The organism is Massilia sp. GCM10023247 (genome assembly GCF_042653325.1).
In the GTDB taxonomy this organism is placed as follows: Bacteria; Pseudomonadota; Gammaproteobacteria; order Burkholderiales; family Burkholderiaceae_D; genus Telluria.
The window spans coordinates 1-17,558 of record NZ_JBHSIB010000027.1 but is presented as its reverse complement, the minus strand read 5'-3'; the positions used below and the strand labels follow the sequence as shown (position 1 = coordinate 17,558).

The 17,558-nt window shown below is 63.1% G+C and carries 28 protein-coding genes, 1 tRNA gene and 1 pseudogene; 7 read left to right on the top strand and 23 right to left on the bottom strand.

The genetic code is table 11. The features are described 5' to 3' along the window. The 18 genes from rplR to ACFPAH_RS21890 form a co-directional block, all read right to left on the bottom strand. Positions 1-363 (bottom strand): 50S ribosomal protein L18, encoded by a 363-nt coding sequence (gene rplR, locus ACFPAH_RS21975; protein WP_379749617.1) that lies wholly within the window; start codon positions 361-363, stop codon positions 1-3. A 12-nt stretch (positions 364-375) separates the two neighbouring features. Continuing rightward, on the bottom strand, positions 376-909 hold the full coding sequence (gene rplF / locus ACFPAH_RS21970) for a 50S ribosomal protein L6 (RefSeq protein ID WP_379749615.1): 534 nt from the start codon (positions 907-909) through the stop codon (positions 376-378). Positions 910-919: 10 nt separating this feature from the next. Next, on the bottom strand, positions 920-1,315 hold the full coding sequence (rpsH, locus tag ACFPAH_RS21965; RefSeq protein WP_379749613.1) for a 30S ribosomal protein S8: 396 nt from the start codon (positions 1,313-1,315) through the stop codon (positions 920-922). 14 nt (positions 1,316-1,329) lie between these two features. Further along, complete coding sequence (gene rpsN, locus ACFPAH_RS21960; protein ID WP_056449167.1) at positions 1,330-1,635, bottom strand: 30S ribosomal protein S14; 306 nt, start codon at positions 1,633-1,635, stop codon at positions 1,330-1,332. 5 nt (positions 1,636-1,640) lie between these two features. Continuing rightward, positions 1,641-2,180, bottom strand: a complete 540-nt coding sequence (rplE, locus tag ACFPAH_RS21955) for a 50S ribosomal protein L5 (RefSeq protein ID WP_379749610.1) — start codon at positions 2,178-2,180, stop codon at positions 1,641-1,643. Positions 2,181-2,184: 4 nt separating this feature from the next. Next, complete coding sequence (rplX, locus tag ACFPAH_RS21950) at positions 2,185-2,499, bottom strand: 50S ribosomal protein L24 (RefSeq protein ID WP_379749608.1); 315 nt, start codon at positions 2,497-2,499, stop codon at positions 2,185-2,187. Positions 2,500-2,508: 9 nt separating this feature from the next. Beyond that, entirely contained in the window at positions 2,509-2,877 is a 369-nt protein-coding gene (gene rplN / locus ACFPAH_RS21945; RefSeq protein ID WP_005663451.1) for a 50S ribosomal protein L14, read from the bottom strand. A gap of 232 nt (positions 2,878-3,109) precedes the next feature. Next, on the bottom strand, positions 3,110-3,382 hold the full coding sequence (gene rpsQ, locus ACFPAH_RS21940) for a 30S ribosomal protein S17 (protein WP_020655684.1): 273 nt from the start codon (positions 3,380-3,382) through the stop codon (positions 3,110-3,112). Next, positions 3,379-3,570: a 50S ribosomal protein L29 gene (gene rpmC / locus ACFPAH_RS21935; protein ID WP_159698333.1), complete on the bottom strand. Its 192-nt coding sequence runs from the start codon at positions 3,568-3,570 to the stop codon at positions 3,379-3,381. The genes rpsQ and rpmC overlap by 4 nt, the downstream gene beginning before the upstream one ends. Before the next feature lie 12 nt (positions 3,571-3,582). Beyond that, entirely contained in the window at positions 3,583-4,002 is a 420-nt protein-coding gene (rplP, locus tag ACFPAH_RS21930; protein ID WP_005663456.1) for a 50S ribosomal protein L16, read from the bottom strand. Positions 4,003-4,004: 2 nt separating this feature from the next. Continuing rightward, positions 4,005-4,832: a 30S ribosomal protein S3 gene (rpsC, locus tag ACFPAH_RS21925; protein WP_379749605.1), complete on the bottom strand. Its 828-nt coding sequence runs from the start codon at positions 4,830-4,832 to the stop codon at positions 4,005-4,007. Positions 4,833-4,843: 11 nt separating this feature from the next. Next, positions 4,844-5,176: a 50S ribosomal protein L22 gene (gene rplV / locus ACFPAH_RS21920; RefSeq protein WP_182991690.1), complete on the bottom strand. Its 333-nt coding sequence runs from the start codon at positions 5,174-5,176 to the stop codon at positions 4,844-4,846. After that, positions 5,173-5,448 carry a 30S ribosomal protein S19 gene (gene rpsS, locus ACFPAH_RS21915; RefSeq protein ID WP_056337578.1) on the bottom strand — a complete coding sequence of 92 codons (276 nt, stop codon included), beginning with the start codon at positions 5,446-5,448 and terminating at the stop codon, positions 5,173-5,175. Before rpsS ends, rplV begins: the two co-directional genes overlap by 4 nt. Before the next feature lie 10 nt (positions 5,449-5,458). Continuing rightward, positions 5,459-6,286, bottom strand: a complete 828-nt coding sequence (gene rplB / locus ACFPAH_RS21910) for a 50S ribosomal protein L2 (protein WP_379749603.1) — start codon at positions 6,284-6,286, stop codon at positions 5,459-5,461. Beyond that, entirely contained in the window at positions 6,286-6,603 is a 318-nt protein-coding gene (rplW, locus tag ACFPAH_RS21905) for a 50S ribosomal protein L23 (RefSeq protein ID WP_182990702.1), read from the bottom strand. The genes rplB and rplW overlap by 1 nt, the downstream gene beginning before the upstream one ends. Continuing rightward, positions 6,600-7,220, bottom strand: a complete 621-nt coding sequence (rplD, locus tag ACFPAH_RS21900) for a 50S ribosomal protein L4 (RefSeq protein WP_379749601.1) — start codon at positions 7,218-7,220, stop codon at positions 6,600-6,602. Before rplD ends, rplW begins: the two co-directional genes overlap by 4 nt. Positions 7,221-7,222: 2 nt before the next feature. Continuing rightward, the gene (gene rplC, locus ACFPAH_RS21895) at positions 7,223-7,879 is read right to left on the bottom strand and encodes a 50S ribosomal protein L3 (RefSeq protein ID WP_379749599.1); all 657 of its coding nucleotides are present in this window, start codon (positions 7,877-7,879) and stop codon (positions 7,223-7,225) included. Positions 7,880-8,151: 272 nt separating this feature from the next. Next, positions 8,152-8,228: transfer RNA gene (locus ACFPAH_RS21890), tRNA-Val, on the bottom strand. A gap of 227 nt (positions 8,229-8,455) precedes the next feature. Between ACFPAH_RS21890 and ACFPAH_RS21885 the strand changes: the two genes are divergently transcribed. The 7 genes from ACFPAH_RS21885 (at position 8,456) to ACFPAH_RS21855 (ending at position 15,397) form a co-directional block, all read left to right on the top strand. Next, the gene (locus ACFPAH_RS21885; RefSeq protein WP_379749597.1) at positions 8,456-9,031 is read left to right on the top strand and encodes a TerD family protein; all 576 of its coding nucleotides are present in this window, start codon (positions 8,456-8,458) and stop codon (positions 9,029-9,031) included. Positions 9,032-9,218: 187 nt separating this feature from the next. Continuing rightward, positions 9,219-10,238, top strand: a complete 1,020-nt coding sequence (locus ACFPAH_RS21880) for an ATP-grasp domain-containing protein (protein WP_379749595.1) — start codon at positions 9,219-9,221, stop codon at positions 10,236-10,238. Next, complete coding sequence (locus ACFPAH_RS21875) at positions 10,235-11,425, top strand: phosphoribosyltransferase domain-containing protein (RefSeq protein WP_379749593.1); 1,191 nt, start codon at positions 10,235-10,237, stop codon at positions 11,423-11,425. Before ACFPAH_RS21880 ends, ACFPAH_RS21875 begins: the two co-directional genes overlap by 4 nt. Further along, positions 11,403-12,155, top strand: a complete 753-nt coding sequence (locus ACFPAH_RS21870) for a hypothetical protein (RefSeq protein WP_379749591.1) — start codon at positions 11,403-11,405, stop codon at positions 12,153-12,155. Before ACFPAH_RS21875 ends, ACFPAH_RS21870 begins: the two co-directional genes overlap by 23 nt. Beyond that, on the top strand, positions 12,152-13,234 hold the full coding sequence (locus tag ACFPAH_RS21865) for a cysteine protease StiP domain-containing protein (protein ID WP_379749589.1): 1,083 nt from the start codon (positions 12,152-12,154) through the stop codon (positions 13,232-13,234). The genes ACFPAH_RS21870 and ACFPAH_RS21865 overlap by 4 nt, the downstream gene beginning before the upstream one ends. Next, positions 13,227-14,141, top strand: coding sequence for an HpcH/HpaI aldolase/citrate lyase family protein (locus ACFPAH_RS21860; RefSeq protein WP_379749587.1), 915 nt, complete (start codon positions 13,227-13,229; stop codon positions 14,139-14,141). The genes ACFPAH_RS21865 and ACFPAH_RS21860 overlap by 8 nt, the downstream gene beginning before the upstream one ends. Continuing rightward, positions 14,138-15,397 (top strand): TerD family protein, encoded by a 1,260-nt coding sequence (locus ACFPAH_RS21855; RefSeq protein WP_379749585.1) that lies wholly within the window; start codon positions 14,138-14,140, stop codon positions 15,395-15,397. Before ACFPAH_RS21860 ends, ACFPAH_RS21855 begins: the two co-directional genes overlap by 4 nt. A 62-nt stretch (positions 15,398-15,459) precedes the next feature. Here the strand turns inward: ACFPAH_RS21855 and ACFPAH_RS21850 are convergent, their stop codons facing one another. From ACFPAH_RS21850 to ACFPAH_RS21830, 5 genes and pseudogenes are all read right to left on the bottom strand, one after another. Beyond that, on the bottom strand, positions 15,460-15,948 hold the full coding sequence (locus tag ACFPAH_RS21850) for a hypothetical protein (RefSeq protein WP_379749583.1): 489 nt from the start codon (positions 15,946-15,948) through the stop codon (positions 15,460-15,462). Positions 15,949-16,023: 75 nt separating this feature from the next. Further along, positions 16,024-16,335 carry a hypothetical protein gene (locus ACFPAH_RS21845; RefSeq protein WP_379749581.1) on the bottom strand — a complete coding sequence of 104 codons (312 nt, stop codon included), beginning with the start codon at positions 16,333-16,335 and terminating at the stop codon, positions 16,024-16,026. Positions 16,336-16,458: 123 nt separating this feature from the next. Next, complete coding sequence (locus tag ACFPAH_RS21840; RefSeq protein WP_379749579.1) at positions 16,459-16,722, bottom strand: hypothetical protein; 264 nt, start codon at positions 16,720-16,722, stop codon at positions 16,459-16,461. Between the two features lie 268 nt (positions 16,723-16,990). After that, the gene (rpsJ, locus tag ACFPAH_RS21835; RefSeq protein WP_056337538.1) at positions 16,991-17,305 is read right to left on the bottom strand and encodes a 30S ribosomal protein S10; all 315 of its coding nucleotides are present in this window, start codon (positions 17,303-17,305) and stop codon (positions 16,991-16,993) included. Positions 17,306-17,480: 175 nt separating this feature from the next. Continuing rightward, positions 17,481-17,558 (bottom strand): annotated as a pseudogene (locus ACFPAH_RS21830) (elongation factor Tu); the annotation flags it as partial.

Genomic DNA, 17,558 nt, shown 5'->3' with positions numbered 1-17,558 from the left:
TTAGAACTTCAGACCGGCTTCACGCGCGGCTTCTGCCAGCGCCTTCACACGGCCGTGGTAACGGAAACCCGAACGGTCGAATGCGACTTCGGTGATCCCTGCTTTCAGTGCTTTCTCTGCGACGCGCTTGCCAACCAGGGCAGCGGCGGCAGCGTTGCCGCCCTTGCCGCTTTGACCGGCCAGTTCGGCGCGCACGTCTGCTTCCAGCGTCGAAGCCGAAACCAGGACCTTCGCATCCGGGCTGATCAGGTTCGCATAGATGTGCAGGTTGGTACGGTGTACCGACAGGCGGTTCACGCCCAGCTGCGCGATCTTGATGCGGGTTTGGCGTCCGCGACGCAGACGCGATTCTTTCTTGTCCATCGTCAGCTCCGATTATTTCTTCTTGGTTTCTTTAAGCTTCACCACCTCGTCCGAATAACGGACGCCCTTGCCCTTGTAAGGCTCAGGGGAGCGGTAAGCGCGCACTTCGGCGGCAACCTGGCCGACCTTTTGACGATCGATACCCTTGATCAGGATTTCGGTCGGGGTCGGGGTCACTGCGGTGACGCCTTCCGGCATCGCGTGCAGCACAGGGTGCGAGAAGCCCAGCGACAGGTTCAGGGCGTTGCCCTGCACTGCTGCCTTGTAGCCCACGCCGACCAGGTTCAGCTTCTTCTCGAAGCCCTTGGTGACGCCGACAACCATGTTGTTGACCAGGGCGCGCAGGGTGCCCGACATGGCGTTCGATTCGCGCGAATCGTCGACCACGTCAAACGTCAGCGTGCCGTTGTTGTTTTCAACCTTGACCAGGCCGTTCAGCGCCTGGGTCAGGGTGCCCAGTGGGCCTTTTACCGTGATCGCTGCTGCAGTGATCGCCACTTCGGCGCCAGCTGGGACAGCGATTGGCATCTTAGCTACTCGAGACATCGTCTACTCCTTAAGCTACGTAGCAGATAACTTCGCCGCCGACGCCATTGGCGCGGGCTTTGCGGTCAGTCATCACGCCTTGCGGGGTCGACACAATCGCGACGCCCAGGCCGTTCATGACGGTCGGGATCTCGTCTTTGCCTTTGTAGACACGCAGGCCAGGACGGGACACGCGCTCGATGCGCTCGATAACCGGACGGCCGGTGTAGTACTTCAAACCGATTTTCAGTTCCGACTTGCCACCTTCGGTGGTTACGGCGAAATCCTCAATGTAACCCTCGTCCTTCAGGACGTTGGCAATGGCAACCTTGACTTTCGACGACGGCATTGCGACCGTGGTCTTCTGAACAGTTTGTGCGTTGCGAATGCGGGTCAGCATATCGGCGATAGGATCGCTCATACTCATTGCTTATTCTCCTATTACCAGCTGGCTTTGGTCATACCCGGGATTTCGCCTTTCATGGCGAATTCGCGGAGTTTGGTACGGGCGAGGCCGAATTTACGGAAGGTGCCACGTGGGCGGCCGGTGATGGCGCAGCGGTTACGCTGGCGGGTCGGCGCCGAATTACGTGGCAGTGCCTGCAGCTTCAGGCGCGCTTCGTAACGTTCTTCTTCAGTCTTCGACTGGTCGTCGATGATCGCTTTCAGAGCTGCACGCTTTGCGGCGAATTTCTCCACCAGGTCTGCACGCTTCTGTTCGCGGTTAATCAGTGCAAGTTTTGCCATTGCTCTTAGTTCCTGAACGGGAATTTGAAGGCGGCGAGCAGCGCTTTGGCTTCATCGTCGGTCTTAGCGGTCGTGGTGATCGAGATGTTCATGCCACGCAGCGCGTCGATCTTGTCGTAATCGATTTCAGGGAAAATGATCTGTTCCTTGACACCGATGTTGTAGTTGCCACGACCATCGAACGATTTGCCATTGACACCGCGGAAGTCACGCACGCGCGGCAGGGCCACGGTGATGAAACGGTCCAGGAACTCGTACATACGGTTGCCACGCAGGGTGACCATCGTACCGATCGGGTAGCCTTCGCGGATCTTGAAACCGGCGATTGCCTTGCGCGACTTGGTCGTCACTGGCTTCTGGCCGGCGATCTTGGTCAGGTCGCTGACAGCGTGCTCGAGCACTTTCTTGTCGGCGATCGCTTCACCAACACCCATGTTCAGGGTGATCTTGGTCAGGCGCGGCACTTCCATCACCGACTTGTAGCCGAATTTTTCGGTCAGGTCAGCGACGACTTTTTCTTTGTAGAATTGTTGGAGACGGGCCATGATCTTAAACCTTCACAACTTCGCCGGAAGACTTGTAGACGCGGACTTTCTTGCCGTCCTGGTCTTTGAAGCCTACGCGGTCAGCCTTGCCGGTCGCGGCGTTGAACAGCGCGACGTTGGAGACGTGAATCGGCATCGTCTTGTCGACAATACCACCTTGAACGCCAGTCATCGGGTTAGGCTTGACGGCCTTCTTGGCCACGTTCACGCCTTCGACGATCACGTGCTCGGCGTCGACGCGACGCGAAACCACGCCACGCTTGCCCTTGTCTTTACCGGCCAAAACGATGACTTCGTCGTTTTTACGAATCTTATCCATTACGACTCCTTACAGTACTTCAGGTGCCAGGGACACGATCTTCATGAACTTTTCAGTGCGCAGTTCGCGGGTCACTGGTCCGAAGATACGGGTGCCGATCGGTTCCAGCTTGGCATTGAGCAGAACGGCGGCGTTGCCGTCGAACTTCACCAGGGAGCCGTCTTGGCGGCGCACACCTTTAGCGGTACGCACAACCACAGCGTTATAAATTTCACCTTTTTTGACACGGCCACGTGGCGCAGCAACCTTGACGGTTACCTTGATGATGTCGCCAATGCTCGCATAACGGCGCTTGGAGCCGCCCAACACCTTGATGCACAAAACTTCTTTTGCACCGGTGTTGTCGGCCACTTCGAGCCGGCTTTCAGTTTGAATCATAGTATTTTCTTTCCCAACTTAAGCCGAAGAAACCCCACGGAGTACCGTAGGCCTGCGGTCAGTCTTGGTCCCGCCGCACCGCCCCTGCTGGAGCACTACGATTGGGTGATTGGACTTTCCAATAAACTTCGAACAGGCCGCAGTTACCGAGGGGGACAAACTGCGGCAACACATGAACGAAGCCCGCTAGTATCGCAGATACCAGCGGGCCACGCAAGACAAATTTTAGTGCTTACAGTACCTGTGCAACCTGCACAACACGGGTCACAGTCCAAGCCTTCGTCTTCGAAATCGGGCGACCTTCCGCGATCTCGACCGTGTCGCCGGTCTTGGCCTGGTTGGTCTCATCGTGTGCGTGATACTTGTTCGAGCGCACGATGATTTTGCCGTACAGCGGGTGCTTCACGTGACGTTCGATCAGTACGGTCACCGTCTTGTCCATTTTGTCGGACACGACCTTGCCGACCAGCGTACGCTTGAGCGCCGTTTTAGTGGTGTCGTTCATTTGGCTTCCTTCTGGTTCATCACAGTCTTCACACGCGCGATGTCGCGACGTACTTTCTTGAGCTGCGCGGTGTTGCCCAGCTGCTGGGTAGCGATTTGCATGCGCAGGCCAAACTGGGCCTTCAGCAGCTCACTCAGCTCCTTTTGCAGCGCTTCCTGGTCCTTGCCGCGGAGTTCCGATGCTTTCATATTCAACTCCTGTTATTGGCCGACCTGGCGCACGACGAACGTGGTAGCCAGTGGCAGTTTGGCAGCGGCCAGGCGGAATGCTTCGCGCGCCAGTTCTTCTGCGACGCCGTCCATCTCGTACAGGACTTTGCCTGGCTGGATTTCAGCGACGTAGTACTCCGGGTTACCCTTACCGTTACCCATACGGACTTCGGCCGGCTTGTTCGAAATCGGCTTGTCCGGGAAGATACGGATCCAGATACGGCCGCCACGCTTGATGTGACGGGTCATGGCGCGACGTGCCGCCTCGATCTGGCGTGCGGTGATACGGCCGCGGGCAACTGCCTTCAGACCGAATTCGCCGAACGAGACCGCGGTGCCGCGGGTGTGCGAAATGCCGGTGTTACGGCCTTTCTGCTCTTTACGATACTTCCTGCGCGATGGTTGCAGCATGCTTATTCTCCTGCTTTCTCAGCTGGTGCAGCAGCGGCCGGGGTCGCCAGCTTGACGGCTGGACGCGCACGCACGGTTGGCGCTGCGGCTGGGCGGGCACCGCCAGCTGGACGTGGGCCGCGCGATGGCTTGCCATCGTCGCGACGTGGGCCGCGTGGCTTCTTCTCGTCCGGCGGGGTGTCGATGACCGGGGCTTCGCCGGTGACCGAACGGTCGCCCTTGTAGACCCAGACCTTGACGCCGATGATGCCGTACGTGGTCGATGCTTCGCTGGTGCCGTAGTCGATATCGGCGCGCAGGGTGTGCAGAGGCACACGACCTTCGCGGTACCATTCGGTACGGGCGATTTCGATGCCGTTCAGACGGCCCGACGACATGATCTTGATGCCGACGGCACCCAGACGCATGGCGTTTTGCATGGCGCGCTTCATCGCGCGGCGGAACATGATGCGCTTTTCGAGCTGCTGCGAAATCGAATCGGCGATCAGCTGCGAATCGATTTCCGGCTTGCGGATTTCTTCGATGTTGACGTGCACGGGCACGCCCATGATCTTCGCCAGCGAAGTCTTCAGCACTTCGATGTCTTCGCCTTTTTTACCGATCACGACACCTGGACGCGACGAGTAGATGGTGAAGCGCGCGTTCTTGGCTGGACGCTCGATGACGATGCGGCCGACCGAAGCGTTCTTCAGCTTCTTCTTCAGGAAGGCGCGGGCCTTCAGGTCTTCGTTGAGCATCTCAGCGAAGTTGCCGTTGCCGGCGTACCAGCGCGACGCCCAGTTACGGGTGACGGACAGGCGGAAGCCTGTTGGGTGAATCTTCTGTCCCATCGTGTGACTCCTTAGTTACCGACAGTCACGTAGATGTGACAGGATTGTTTCGAAATGCGATCACCGCGGCCTTTGGCACGTGCCGTAAAGCGCTTCAGGATCGGACCTTTTTCAACGTAGATCTGGGTGATCTTCAGCTCGTCGATGTCGGCGCCGTCATTGTGTTCCGCGTTGGCGATGGCCGACTCGAGAACCTTCTTGATGATGGTGGCGCCCTTCTTCGGGCTGAACTGCAGAATGTTGAGTGCTGCGTCAACTTTCTTGCCGCGGATCAGGTCCGCAACCAGGCGGCCCTTTTGTTCCGACAGGCGCACGCCTTTGAGGATTGCTTTAGTTTCCATTATTTTTTCGCCTTCTTGTCAGCGGCGTGGCCCTTGAACGTACGGGTCAGCGCGAATTCGCCGAGCTTGTGGCCGACCATGTTCTCGGAGACGTACACCGGCACGTGCAGCTTGCCGTTGTGCACAGCGATCGTCAGACCGATGAAGTCAGGCGTGATCGTCGAGCGGCGCGACCAGGTTTTGACTGGCTTCTTGTCTTTGTTCGCTTGCGCGGCTTCGACTTTTTTCACCAGGTGGGCGTCAACGAACGGCCCTTTTTTCAATGAACGAGTCATGTGTTATCCCTTATTTCTTGCCGCGGCGCGAGACGATCATCGAAGAAGTACGCTTGTTCGAACGCGTCTTCTTGCCCTTCGTCTGTTGACCCCATGGCGACACTGGATGGCGACCAGCTGCCGTACGACCTTCACCACCACCGTGCGGGTGATCGATCGGGTTCATGACCACACCGCGAACGGTAGGACGAACACCGCGCCAGCGCATCGCACCGGCTTTACCAATCTTGCGCAGGCTGTGCTCGGCATTGCCGACTTCGCCAACGGTAGCGCGGCACTCGATGTGCACGCGGCGAACTTCACCCGAGCGCAGGCGAACCTGGGCGTAGGTGCCTTCGCGGGCCATCAGGACCACGGCGGCGCCGGCGGTACGGGCCATCTGGGCACCCTTACCTGGCAGCATCTCGACGCAGTTCATCACGGTACCGACCGGGATGTTACGGATCGGCAGGCAGTTACCGGCCTTGATCGGTGCTTCGGCGCCGTTCATGACGCTGTCGCCGACAGCCATGCCCTTGGTGGCGATGACATACTGACGCTCGCCGTCCGCGTAGCACAGCAGTGCGATGTGCGCGGTACGGTTCGGGTCGTATTCGATACGCTCGACCTTGGCAGGAATGCCATCCTTCTGACGCTTGAAGTCGATCAGACGGTAGTGTTGCTTGTGACCACCACCCATGTGACGGGTCGTGATGTGGCCGTTGTTGTTACGGCCAGCAGTCTTCGATTTCTTCTCAACCAGTGCTGCGAGCGGACGACCCTTGTACAGGCCTTCGGTCACAACTTTCACCATGCCGCGGCGGCCTGGGGAGGTTGGCTTCATCTTAACGAGTGCCATTATTTAGCCTCCTCGACAAAATTGATTTCCTGGCCTGGCTTCAGGCACACGAAAGCACGCTTGGTGTGGTTGCGACGACCGTTGAAACGGCCCGAACGCTTCTGTTTGCCTTCGCGGTTCACGGTCTGCACCGATTCCACTTCGACCTTGAACAGCAGCTCGACGGCAGCCTTGATTTCCGGCTTGGTCGCGTCAGGCAGGACCTTGAACACGATCTGCTCGTTCTTTTCCGCGACGAAGGTGGCTTTCTCGGAAATGACCGGAGCCATCAGCACCTTCATCAGGCGCTCTTCGCTAAATTTGATTGCGGTGCTCATGCGTACATCTCCTCGATCTTGGCCAGTGCAGCTTTGGTGACCAGGACTTTCTTGTAGAACACCAGCGACATCGGGTCGGCTGCTTTCGGCTCGACAACCAGCACGTGCGGCAGGTTACGCGATGCCAGCAGCAGGTTTTCGTCGATGGTGTCGGTGATCACCAGGACCGATTCCAGGCCCATGCCCTGCAGCTTTTGCGACAGCAGCTTGGTCTTTGGCGCTTCGATCGACAGGTTTTCGACAACGCTCAGACGGCCTTCGCGGGCCAGCTGCGAGAAGATCGAGCAGATACCTGCACGGAACATCTTCTTGTTGACCTTGTGGGTGAAGTTCTCGTCAGGCGAGTTCGGGAAGATGCGACCACCGCCGCGCCACAGTGGCGACGACGACATACCAGCACGAGCGCGGCCGGTGCCTTTTTGGCGCCATGGCTTCTTCGTGGTGTGGCTGACTTCTTCACGGTCTTTCTGCTTGCGGTTACCGCTACGTGCGTTGGCAGCGTAGGCGACCACGACCTGGTGGATCAGCGCTTCGTTGTATTCGCGACCGAACACTTCGTCAGCAGCTGCAACGCCGGCGCCGGCTTGACCTTGCTCATTCAGGAGCTGAAGTTCCATAATTAAGCTCCTTTCTGTGCTTTGGTTTTGACGGCTGGCTTGACGATCACTTGACCGTTTTTCGCGCCAGGAACAGCACCCTTGACCAGCAGCAGTTGACGCTCAGCGTCGATGCGGGCGATTTCCAGGTTCTGGGTGGTGACGGTGACGTCGCCCATGTGACCGGTCATGCGCTTGCCAGGGAACACGCGGCCCGGATCCTGCGCCATACCGATGGAGCCAGGAACGTTGTGCGAACGCGAGTTACCGTGGGTAGCACGGCCCGATGCGAAGTTGTAACGCTTGATGGTACCGGCGTAGCCCTTACCGATCGAGGTGCCTTGCACGTCGATTTTCTGGCCCACTTCGAACAGCGAGACATTGACTGCGTCGCCAGTTTTCAGTTCGGCTGCCTTGGCAGCGTCAACGCGGAATTCGCGCAGCATGGTGCCAGCTTCGACGCCTGCTTTTGCGTGGTGACCCGCAACTGCCTTGGTCACGCGGGAAGCGCGACGTTGACCGAATGCGACCTGGACTGCAGCATAGCCGTCAGTTTCAGGAGTTTTGATTTGTGCGACACGGTTGTTCGACACGTCGAGCACGGTAACTGGGATCGAATCCCCGTCATCCGTGAAGATGCGCATCATGCCAACCTTGCGACCGAGAAGGCCCAAGCTCATTTTTTCTCCATTCCCACCTACGATTGGGCGGGGGTAGTTGAACTACTAAAAACGTACAGGTTCTAAAAAGACGATCCCATACCGAAGCCGGCTAGTATAGCGCGCAAAAAGGCTTGACGCAACAAGATAATCAAGGGTATGTCGCCCCTGTTGCGCGTTTTTCGCAGTGTCGTGGAGAAGAAGGAATCTGGCCTGGCTGGCCAGCACAGAAAAGGCACTACTGCGCCTTTTCTCTGCAGCGCTTCGAGAGCGCTGCGACTATGTGAGGTGTCTGGTGGGCGGTGCAGGATTCGAACCTGCGACCCCTTGGATGTCGACCAAGTATTCTAACCAGCTGAACTAACCGCCCGGGGAGCCGCATTATGCCAAGGCTTGGGCAGGTTTGCAATAGCTGAGTTGCGCGAGGGTGTTCGCGGGGCGGTTGCCTTCGCACGCCTCGTAACGGCTCACCCCGCCTAAGCCTGCCATAAGCCCCGATGTGTAGAATCGGTCAATTAGCGCTATATTCACACCAGCGCCCGCGCGTACCTGCAAAGGCCGCGCGACACCCGTTCCATCCCAACGAAAGGAGCTGTAATGGCAATCAGTCTGCAAAAAGGCGGCAACGTCAACCTCAGCAAGGAAGCACCGAACCTCACCAAGGTCGTCATCGGCCTCGGCTGGGATCCGCGTTCGACCGACGGCGCCGCCTTCGACCTCGACGGTTCCGCCTTCATGCTGAAAGCCGACGCCAAGGTGCGCAGCGACGCCGACTTCATCTTCTATAACAACCTGAAGTCGACCGACGGCTCGGTCGTCCACAACGGCGACAACACCACCGGCCAGGGCGAAGGCGACGACGAAACCCTCACCGTCGACCTGTCGCGCGTGCCAGGCGACGTCGACAAGATCTCGTTCTGCGTCACCATCCACGACGCCGAAAGCCGCCGCCAGAGCTTCGGCATGGTCGGCAAGGCCTTCATCCGCTGCCTGAACGCGAACGGCAACGCCGAACTGGCGCGCTACGACCTGTCCGAAGACAGCTCGACCGAAACGGCGATGATCTTCGGCGAACTGTACCGCGCCGGGACCGACTGGAAATTCCGCGCCGTCGGCCAGGGCTATAACGGCGGCCTGGGCCCCCTCGCCCGCTCGTTCGGCGTCAACGTCTGAGTACTCGGCCGTGAGGCCTTCCGGCCTCGCCTCCTGCCCCGCTGGCCACGGGGCGCTTTAGAGCGTCTGACAAAAGCTTCGTGGCAAGGCGCACCGTCGAAGACAGTACACTGGTACGGCGAGACGCGTGCAACGCCGCCATGGAGATTTTGCCAGGCGCCTCTCCCTGCAAGAGAAGAAGAACTTCATGCGCGTCTGGTTCAATCGCACCTTCTCGTCCGTGTTTGCCGCGATCGACCTGATCCGCGAGGCCGACACCGACGGGCGTTTCCACATCATCCACAGCAATCCGAATCCGCGCACGCCGGCCGCGCGCGTGGCCCACGAATTCCACCCTGAGCCGACCGGCCTCGAACCGGCCCAATACGTCGACTGGTGCCTGGCCTTCTGCCGCGAGCAGCGCGTCGACATCTTTGTTCCCGGCCGCGAGGCGACGCTGCTGGCAGGCTGCCACGCGCGCTTCGAAGCGATCGGCACGCGCGTGCTGAGCGCAGGCACCGAGGACGCCTTGCAGTTCATCCACGACAAGGCGCGCTTCTACGCCGAGACCGATCTGCCGCAGGCGCCGGTCGCCGCCTTCTGCCGTTTCGAGGATGCAGCCGGCTTCGAACAAGCCTACGATGTCCTGCGCCGCCAGCATGCGAAGCTGTGCGTCAAACCCTCGCACTCGATCTACGGGCTTGGCTTTGCCGTGCTCGACGAAGGGCGCAACGCCGCCCAGCTGTTGATGGCGGGCGCCGAATACCACGTGTCGCTGGCCGACTTCCGCCGCGGCCTGGCCGAGATGGGGAGCTTCCGCACGATGCTGCTGATGGAATACCTGGAAGGCCGCGAATACAGCGTCGACTGCGTCGGCGACCAGGGCCGCCTGGTGACGGCCGTGGTGCGCCGCAAGTCGAACCAGTCCGGCGCCGGCCAGCGCATCGACCAGCGCGCCGACATCCTCGAGGCCACTGCCCGGTTATGCAGCACGCATGGACTGAACGGCATCTTCAACGTCCAGTTCAGGGAAAGCGCGAACAAGCCGCGCCTGCTCGAAATCAATCCGCGCATGTCGGGCGGGATCGGCATGGCCTGCATCGCCGGGCCGATCCTGCCGTACATCGCGCTGCGCGGCTTCGCCGACGGCTTCGACGGCGTCGAGATCGCCCCCGTGCGCGACGGCATGCGGGTCGGCGAACAGTCGCACGCCGTGGAGCTGGCATGAACGCGCGCATGGAGGGTGAAACAGCCCTGCCCGTGCGGCGCCGCGAGCAGCTGCCGACCGGCCTGCTCGACATCGAACTGCACGCCGGCGCCGAGGAACTCGACGCCCTGCTGGGCTTTGCCGCCCGTGCGAATGCGAAACGGGGTTTCCTGTTCGTCAGCAAGGTGCTCGGCAAGCACTGGCCGGTGGCGCCGGCACGCATGCTCGAGGTCCACGCGCGCCTGGCCGCCGGCGTCCCCGACGCAGAAGGCCCGGTCGTCTTCATTGCCATGGCGGAAACCGCGGTCGGCCTCGGCCAGGGCGTGTTCGAAGCCTGGCTGCGCGCCCATCCGAAGCGCAGCGCGCTGTTCCTGCAGACCACGCGCTACCGCGTCGGCAGCGGCCCGATCATCGAATTCGAGGAAGCGCACAGCCATGCGCCGCGCCAGTTCCTGCACATGCCGGCCGGCGCGCATGAACAGTCGCTGCTGCTGAACGCGCGCACCATCGTGCTGGTCGACGACGAGGCCAGCACCGGCAACACCTTCCTGAACCTGACCCGGGCCTGCCTGCGCCTGAACCCGGCCATCGAACGGGTGCACCTGGCGGTGATCGCCAACTTCATGGGCCAGGCTGCCAGCGGCAGCCTCACGGAACGCTTCGGGCTGCCCGCCACGATGGGGGCGCTAGTGGAAGGCGCCTACCGTTTCCAGGCCGCCGACTGCCCGGCGGGCGCGGCGCCGGCCCAGCGCTACGACGCCCGGGCCGAGCGCGGCGCCAGCACGGCCTTCGGCCGCCTGGGCCTGGCGCGCGCCCTGCGCCCGCCCGAGGCGCTGGCCGACCGGCTGGCCGCGCAGATCGCCCCTGACGAGAAGGTCCTGGTGCTCGGCACCGGCGAATTCATGCACGCTTCCACCCTGCTCGGCGCGGCCCTCGAGCGGCGCGGCCTGGACGTGGTGGTGCAATCGACCACGCGCTCGCCGATCCTGCCCTGGGGCGCGGTAGCGAACGCCATGAGCTTCCCCGACAATTACGGCGAGGGCATTCCCAACTTCCTGTACAACGTCGCCGCCGGACAGTACCAGCACGTGCTGGTCTGCCACGAGACGCCGGCCATCGACGCCCTGCAGGCATTCGCGCGCACGCTCGGCGCGCGCCTGTTCCACTTTCATACCGAGGACCACGTTGAAGAAGTTCCTGTTCGCTGACCTGGACGACACCCTGTTCCAGACGCTCGAAAAATGCGCGACCCGCGACGCCCTCGAGCCGGCCGCCTATTACAGCGACGGCCGCATCTGCTCGTACACGACGCCGGCCCAGCGCGCCTTCTTCGCCTTTGTCAGCGAGGGCATGACCGTGATCCCGACCACGGCCCGCAGCCTCGACGCCTTCAAGCGCGTCGAGCTCGGCTTTTCCAGTTACGCCATCCTGAACTTCGGCGGCATCGTCCTGCAGCCCGGCGGCGACATCGACCGCGACTGGCAAGGCCGCATGCATGCGCTGATGACGGCCGCCCTGCCCGGCCTGGAACGGCTCGCGGCGCGCATCGGCGCCTGGTGCGACCAGACCGGTTACCAGGGCCGGGCGCGCCTGGTGGAAGACGCGGGCACCCCCTTCTTCATCGTCGTCAAGGACCCGGACAAGGTCGCCCTGAACCTGGAACGGGTCGAGCGCGAGGTGGTGCTGCCGTGGATCGCGGACGGCAACGAGGGCTATTGCGTGCACCGCAACGGCAACAATCTCGCGGTCCTCCCCACCACGCTCGACAAGGCCGAGGCGGTGGCCTGGGTGCGCGAGCGCCTGCGCCGCGAGCATGGCGAGATCGTCAGCTTCGGCATGGGCGACAGCCGCTCGGACGCGCGCTTCATGGCCGACTGCGACTACGCGATCATCCCGCGCCGCACCCAGCTCGCCAGGCTGACGGTGGAGGCGCTGTGAGCTTCTCCGGCAGCTACCAGGCGCAGGACGTGACCTTCCTGCTCAAGCCCCTGCCGCTGGCGGACTTCGTCGACGTGGCCGACAAGGAAGCGCTGATCCAGTCCGGCCGGCGCCACTACAGCGAGATGCTGTCGCCGGAACGGCTGCCCTCGAGGCGCTACCTGGCCATCTTCGACGACGCCTGCCGCGCCAACGGCGAGCGCATGGCGCGCGACTGCGTGCGCCTGGCCGCGCTGATTGCACAGCGGCGCGAAGGACCGGTCACGGTGGTATCGCTGGCGCGCGGCGGCACCCCCGTCGGGGTCGTGCTCAAGCGCCTGCTGGAGCGCATCCACGGGCGCGCGGCAGCGCATTATTCGGTGTCGATCGTGCGCGACCGCGGCATCGACGCGAATGCCTTGCGCCACATCCTGGCCCAGGGCCACGCTCCCGGGTCGATCGTGTTCGTCGACGGCTGGACCGGCAAGGGCGTCATCGCGCGCGAACTGGCAAGCTCGATCGAGCGCTTCAACCGCGCGCACGGGGTGCTGCTCGACGGCGGCCTGCACGTGCTGTCGGACCTGGCCGGCGCGGCCAGCGTGGCGGCGTCCTGCGACGACTACCTGATCCCGTCGAGCATCCTGAACGCGACGGTGTCGGGCCTGGTCAGCCGCTCGGTGCTGAGCGCGGCGATCGGCCCCGGCGACTTCCACGGCTGCGTGCTGTACGACGCCTTCGCGCCGCACGACCGCTCCCAAAGCTTTGTCGACGAGCTCGAACGGCTGGCGCTGGCCTGCACCTATACCAGCGCGCCGGCCGCGGCCGATACTGGCGCGGCCGCCGCCCGCTCGCGCGCCTATCTCGAGGCCGCCATGGGGCGCTACGGGATTGCCGACGTCAACCTCGTCAAACCGGGTATCGGCGAAGCGACCCGGGTGCTGCTGCGGCGCGTACCGCGCCTGCTGCTGCTGCGCGAGGCGTCGAACCAGGCGACGGCGCACCTGCGCCTGCTCGCCGAAGAAAAACAGGTGCCCGTCGAGATCGACGCGGCGCTGCCCTACCAAGCCGTTTCCCTGATCAGGAGTGCGTCGGATGCATAAATCGATGGGTGCGTCGCTCTACGTGCCAGCCAACCACAAAGACCTGCTGCAGGTCGCCAACGGCGAGAAACTGCCGCAAGCACGCTCGCTGATCTTCTGTACCGAAGACTCGGTCGCCGACCGCGACCTCGGCTGGGCCTTGTTCAACCTGTCGGTCGTGCTGCAGAACATGCGCGCCGAGGTCGAGGCCGACCGCTTCGTGCGCGTGCGCAGCCCCGAGGTGCTGGCCCGGGTGCTGGCGATGCCGGGCGTGCACAAGCTGACCGGCTTCGTGATCCCGAAGGCGACGCGCCACAATTTCGAGTCGTATTACCGCCAGGTGCGCGACACGGACCACGTCCTGATGCCGACCCTCGAGACGGCCGACGTGTTCAGCGAGCGCGAGATGGAAGCCTTCCGCGAGCTGCTCGAGGCGCCCGGCGTACGCAGCCGCATCCTGGCCCTGCGCATCGGCGGCAACGATTTATTGGCCCTGCTCGGCCTGCGCCGGCCGCGCGGCATGACGATCTACCGCACCCCGCTCGGGCCCGTGATCGCGCGCCTGGTGACGATCTTCCGCCCGTACGACTTCGCGTTGACGGCGCCGGTGTTCGAACACCTCGACCTGCCCGACCTGCTCGACCAGGAAGTGCTGGAGGATATCGCCTACGGCATGGTCGGCAAGACCGCCATCCACCCGACCCAGATCACGCCGATCGAGCAGCATTACAAGGTCAAGCCGCAGGACCTCGCGGCGGCGCACGCCATCCTCGACGAGAACAGCCCGGCCGTCTTCAAGATGCACGACTCGATGTGCGAAGTGGCCACCCACCGCGCCTGGGCCGAGCGCACCGTCGCGCAGTCGCGCCTGTTCGGCGCGCACCACGGCGCCACCAACGCTACCACCATCGAAAGGGAAAGCACATGAACACATTCTCACGCGGCCAGAAAGGGAAACTGGCGGACCTGGGCGTCGGCAGCAGCTTCGCGGTCGACGTCGACATCAGCGCCGCCGGCTTTTCGGTCGACGTCTCGTGCTTCGGCCTGGACGCCGGCGACCGGCTCTCCGACGACCGCTACATGATTTTCTATAACCAGCTGGCCAGTCCGGGCGACGCCGTGCGCCTCGAGCTCGGCGCCGGCCGCGCCCGTTTTAACGTCAAGCTCGATGCCCTCCCGAGCTCGATCGCCAAGCTGGTGTTTGTCGCCGCGATCGACGGCGCCCAGACCATGCGCGCCCTCGGCGCCAGCAGCCTGAGCGTAGGCAGCGCGCTGCGCTTCCCATGGTCGGGCGCCGACTTCGGCGACGAGAAGGCGGTGATCGTGGCCGAGATCTACCGGAGGGATGGACAGTGGCGCTTCGGCGCGGTCGGCCAGGGTTTCAATGGCGGATTGTCGGCGCTGCTCAAGCACTTTGGCGGAACCGAAGCGGCGCCGGCCGCGCCCGCCCCGGCCGCCCCCGCCCCGGCCGCACCGAAGATCTCGCTGTCGAAAGTCACGCTGGAAAAGCGCGGCGACAAGGTCTCGCTCGACAAGCGCGGCAGCGCCGGTTTCGGCCGCATCCACGTCAACCTGAACTGGAACCAGTCGGGCAACATGGCGCCGGCGCCAGCCCCCGTTCCCGAAAAAAGCGGCCTGCTGGGCCGCCTGAGCGGCGCCCTGAGCGGCGGGCTGGGCGGAGCCGCGGGCGGGCGCCGCCGCTCGGGCGGCATCGACCTCGACCTCGGCTGCATGTTCGAGCTGGCCGATGGGCGCAAGGGCCTGGTGCAGGCGCTCGGCAATGCCTGGGGCGACTACGACCACGCACCGTTCATCAAGCTCGACGCCGACGACCGCACCGGCGCCTCGAGCAATGGCGAAAACCTGTGGATCAACGGCGACCAGTTCGCCCAGATCCGCCGCGCGATCATCTTCTCGTTCATCTACGAAGGCGTGCCGAACTGGTCGGCGACCGATGGCGTGGTGACGATCGCGGTCCCGAACCAGCCGCCGATCGAGGTACGCCTTGACCAGGGCGGCAAGCAGATGATGTGCGCGATCGCCATGATCGAGAACCAGGGCGGGCAGCTTTCGGTGACCAAGATGGTCGAGTACTTCGAGCAGGAGGGCCGCACCAGCGCGCATGAGCTGATGGACCGGCGTTTCGGGTTTGGATTGCGCTGGAAGACGGGCAGCAAGGACTGACCGCACGTAGGGAGAGGACGCGCCGCAGCGGTGGACTCGGGAGTCCACCCTACGAGTCCACCCTACGCGCTTGCCGCGAGCGCCTTGAGCAGGCGCTCGGGACGGTCGAGGTAAATGAACACGTAGCGCACACCGCTGCGCTCGACCCCGTGGTGGGTGATGGCGCAGCAGGCATCGTCGCGCAGGCGCAGCACCAGGTTGGGCTTGTCGAAGCGTGTGATCGTGACCGCCTCCGTGTGGCGCAGCGGATGGGTCCTGGCCCACTCGCGCACCGGCTGGCGCAAGGCCTGTGCGTGCGCGATCGCCGCCAGCGGGATGCAGGCGCTGGCGCGGGCGCCGACTTGCAGGTCGAGGTGGCTGCTGGTGAGCACGTGGTGCCCGCCGCGCAGCAGCCAGCGGTCGCCCAGCAGCCACACGAGGGTATACAGGCTGCCCGCGGCGAACACCAGGTGGAGCGTGCGGACGGCGGCGGCATCGTCGACCAGCAGCGGCAGGATCGCCGCGCCGAGCGGCAGGTCCACGAACACGGAAAACAGGCCAATGGCGATCACCGTCGAATAGGCACCCTGTTCATGGAAAGTGAAGCGCAGCCCGGCCGGACGCGCCGGCGCCGGCTGCCTGCGCAGTCAGCAGACAAAGCCCCGCCAGATGGCGCGCTCCAGCCGCGCCAGGCCGACCAGTCCGGGCGGCAGGCAGGCCGCGGTCCATTGGCCGATGCCGGCGCCTTGCCGGCGCAGCGCGCGCAGCCGGGCCGCGACATCGGGAATCGAGGACAAGTCCTTGGCAACGATGAGCATCAGCGGCAGCGCCAGGACGAATGGTTTGACGCTCGCGCGCCACGGCTCGGGCACGGCCAGGCTCAGCAGCGCAATACCGATGAACGCGGCATACGCGTAGCCCAGCAAGGTCGGCCAGCTGGTGTCGTTCAACCGTTTCAAGTGCGCCCCTGCCGCGTCCGTCACCGCCTTCATCGCTCCTCCGCTGCCGCGTTATCAAAACATCATGCCGTCGATTCTAGCATGATTAACCTAGGGCAATGTGCGAGCGCTGGGCAGGCCGGGCTAGCGAATAATGGACGCGGCGCCCGGGATCAGGGCCGCCACCACCAGCACGCCGGCGCCGATATGCAGCAGGACGACGAGCCGGTCGGCCACCGCATGATGCAGCCCGGTGGTATTGATGGCCGCGGCCAGGAAGACAAGGCCGAGCGCGATGGCGCCGAGTTGCATATAGACCGGCGCCGTCGACGAATACGGGACGGCGAAGCACATCGCTGCCAGCAGCAGGAGCAGCATGGTGACTGAGGCGGACCAGACGATTCTCATGATTTCCCCTTGTATGGTGTCCGATGACGTTCCTGATGCCTGCTCGCTGCGTTATCAAAAAGGCATGTCGATGATCCTACCATGCCTGATGTAATGAGTGTGATGGCAATGGCATTTACGCAACGGTAGAGCCGCGCGCTCGGCGGAAGGGAGTGGAAAGGCGGCCCGGAAAAGCATCGGGGCCGGGAAAGGTTCGCCAGATGGCGGCCCTTCCCGGCCCCGATTATTTTGCCGCCGGCGGAGTGCTCCGCCGACGCCAGAAATTCGATTACTGCAGTTTGATTTCGACGTCGACGCCGGCTGGCAGGTCCAGCTTCATCAGTGCGTCAACGGTCTTGTCGGTCGGATCCACGATGTCCATCAGGCGCTGGTGCGTACGGATTTCGAACTGGTCGCGCGAGGTCTTGTTGACGTGCGGGGAACGCAGGACGTCGAAACGCTGGATGCGGGTCGGCAGTGGGACTGGGCCCTTGACGACGGCGCCGGTGCGCTTGGCGGTGTCGACGATTTCCAGTGCGGACTGGTCGATCAGCTTGTAGTCGAACGCTTTCAGGCGGATACGGATTTTCTGATTCTGGGACATGCTAGTTCCTTAGAAAAGAGCGAACCGGTTTGAGGCCGGCAATGATTTGTGAGGTACTACGTGCAGCAAAGGAGCGAGAGTATATCATCGTTCCCGGTCGAACAGAGGGGCGGAACCTAGGTTCCGCCCCTCTTGTTGTGCCGGCGGAACGAACCGCCGGCGGATCAAACGCTCATTAGGCGATGATCTTGGCAACCACGCCGGCGCCGACGGTACGGCCGCCTTCGCGGATTGCGAAGCGCAGGCCTTCTTC

Bases quoted from the DNA above. Each gene is read 5' to 3' on its own strand.
- rplR (WP_379749617.1), bottom strand. From the start codon at position 363: ATGGACAAGAAAGAATCGCGTCTGCGTCGCGGACGCCAAACCCGCATC.
- rplF (WP_379749615.1), bottom strand. From the start codon at position 909: ATGTCTCGAGTAGCTAAGATGCCAATCGCTGTCCCAGCTGGCGCCGAA.
- rpsH (WP_379749613.1), bottom strand. From the start codon at position 1,315: ATGAGTATGAGCGATCCTATCGCCGATATGCTGACCCGCATTCGCAAC.
- rpsN (WP_056449167.1), bottom strand. From the start codon at position 1,635: ATGGCAAAACTTGCACTGATTAACCGCGAACAGAAGCGTGCAGACCTG.
- rplE (WP_379749610.1), bottom strand. From the start codon at position 2,180: ATGGCCCGTCTCCAACAATTCTACAAAGAAAAAGTCGTCGCTGACCTG.
- rplX (WP_379749608.1), bottom strand. From the start codon at position 2,499: ATGGATAAGATTCGTAAAAACGACGAAGTCATCGTTTTGGCCGGTAAA.
- rplN (WP_005663451.1), bottom strand. From the start codon at position 2,877: ATGATTCAAACTGAAAGCCGGCTCGAAGTGGCCGACAACACCGGTGCA.
- rpsQ (WP_020655684.1), bottom strand. From the start codon at position 3,382: ATGAACGACACCACTAAAACGGCGCTCAAGCGTACGCTGGTCGGCAAG.
- rpmC (WP_159698333.1), bottom strand. From the start codon at position 3,570: ATGAAAGCATCGGAACTCCGCGGCAAGGACCAGGAAGCGCTGCAAAAG.
- rplP (WP_005663456.1), bottom strand. From the start codon at position 4,002: ATGCTGCAACCATCGCGCAGGAAGTATCGTAAAGAGCAGAAAGGCCGT.
- rpsC (WP_379749605.1), bottom strand. From the start codon at position 4,832: ATGGGACAGAAGATTCACCCAACAGGCTTCCGCCTGTCCGTCACCCGT.
- rpsS (WP_056337578.1), bottom strand. From the start codon at position 5,448: ATGACTCGTTCATTGAAAAAAGGGCCGTTCGTTGACGCCCACCTGGTG.
- rplB (WP_379749603.1), bottom strand. From the start codon at position 6,286: ATGGCACTCGTTAAGATGAAGCCAACCTCCCCAGGCCGCCGCGGCATG.
- rplW (WP_182990702.1), bottom strand. From the start codon at position 6,603: ATGAGCACCGCAATCAAATTTAGCGAAGAGCGCCTGATGAAGGTGCTG.
- rplD (WP_379749601.1), bottom strand. From the start codon at position 7,220: ATGGAACTTCAGCTCCTGAATGAGCAAGGTCAAGCCGGCGCCGGCGTT.
- rplC (WP_379749599.1), bottom strand. From the start codon at position 7,879: ATGAGCTTGGGCCTTCTCGGTCGCAAGGTTGGCATGATGCGCATCTTC.
- ACFPAH_RS21885 (WP_379749597.1), top strand. From the start codon at position 8,456: ATGGCAATCAGTCTGCAAAAAGGCGGCAACGTCAACCTCAGCAAGGAA.
- ACFPAH_RS21880 (WP_379749595.1), top strand. From the start codon at position 9,219: ATGCGCGTCTGGTTCAATCGCACCTTCTCGTCCGTGTTTGCCGCGATC.
- ACFPAH_RS21875 (WP_379749593.1), top strand. From the start codon at position 10,235: ATGAACGCGCGCATGGAGGGTGAAACAGCCCTGCCCGTGCGGCGCCGC.
- ACFPAH_RS21860 (WP_379749587.1), top strand. From the start codon at position 13,227: ATGCATAAATCGATGGGTGCGTCGCTCTACGTGCCAGCCAACCACAAA.
- ACFPAH_RS21855 (WP_379749585.1), top strand. From the start codon at position 14,138: ATGAACACATTCTCACGCGGCCAGAAAGGGAAACTGGCGGACCTGGGC.
- ACFPAH_RS21840 (WP_379749579.1), bottom strand. From the start codon at position 16,722: ATGAGAATCGTCTGGTCCGCCTCAGTCACCATGCTGCTCCTGCTGCTG.
- rpsJ (WP_056337538.1), bottom strand. From the start codon at position 17,305: ATGTCCCAGAATCAGAAAATCCGTATCCGCCTGAAAGCGTTCGACTAC.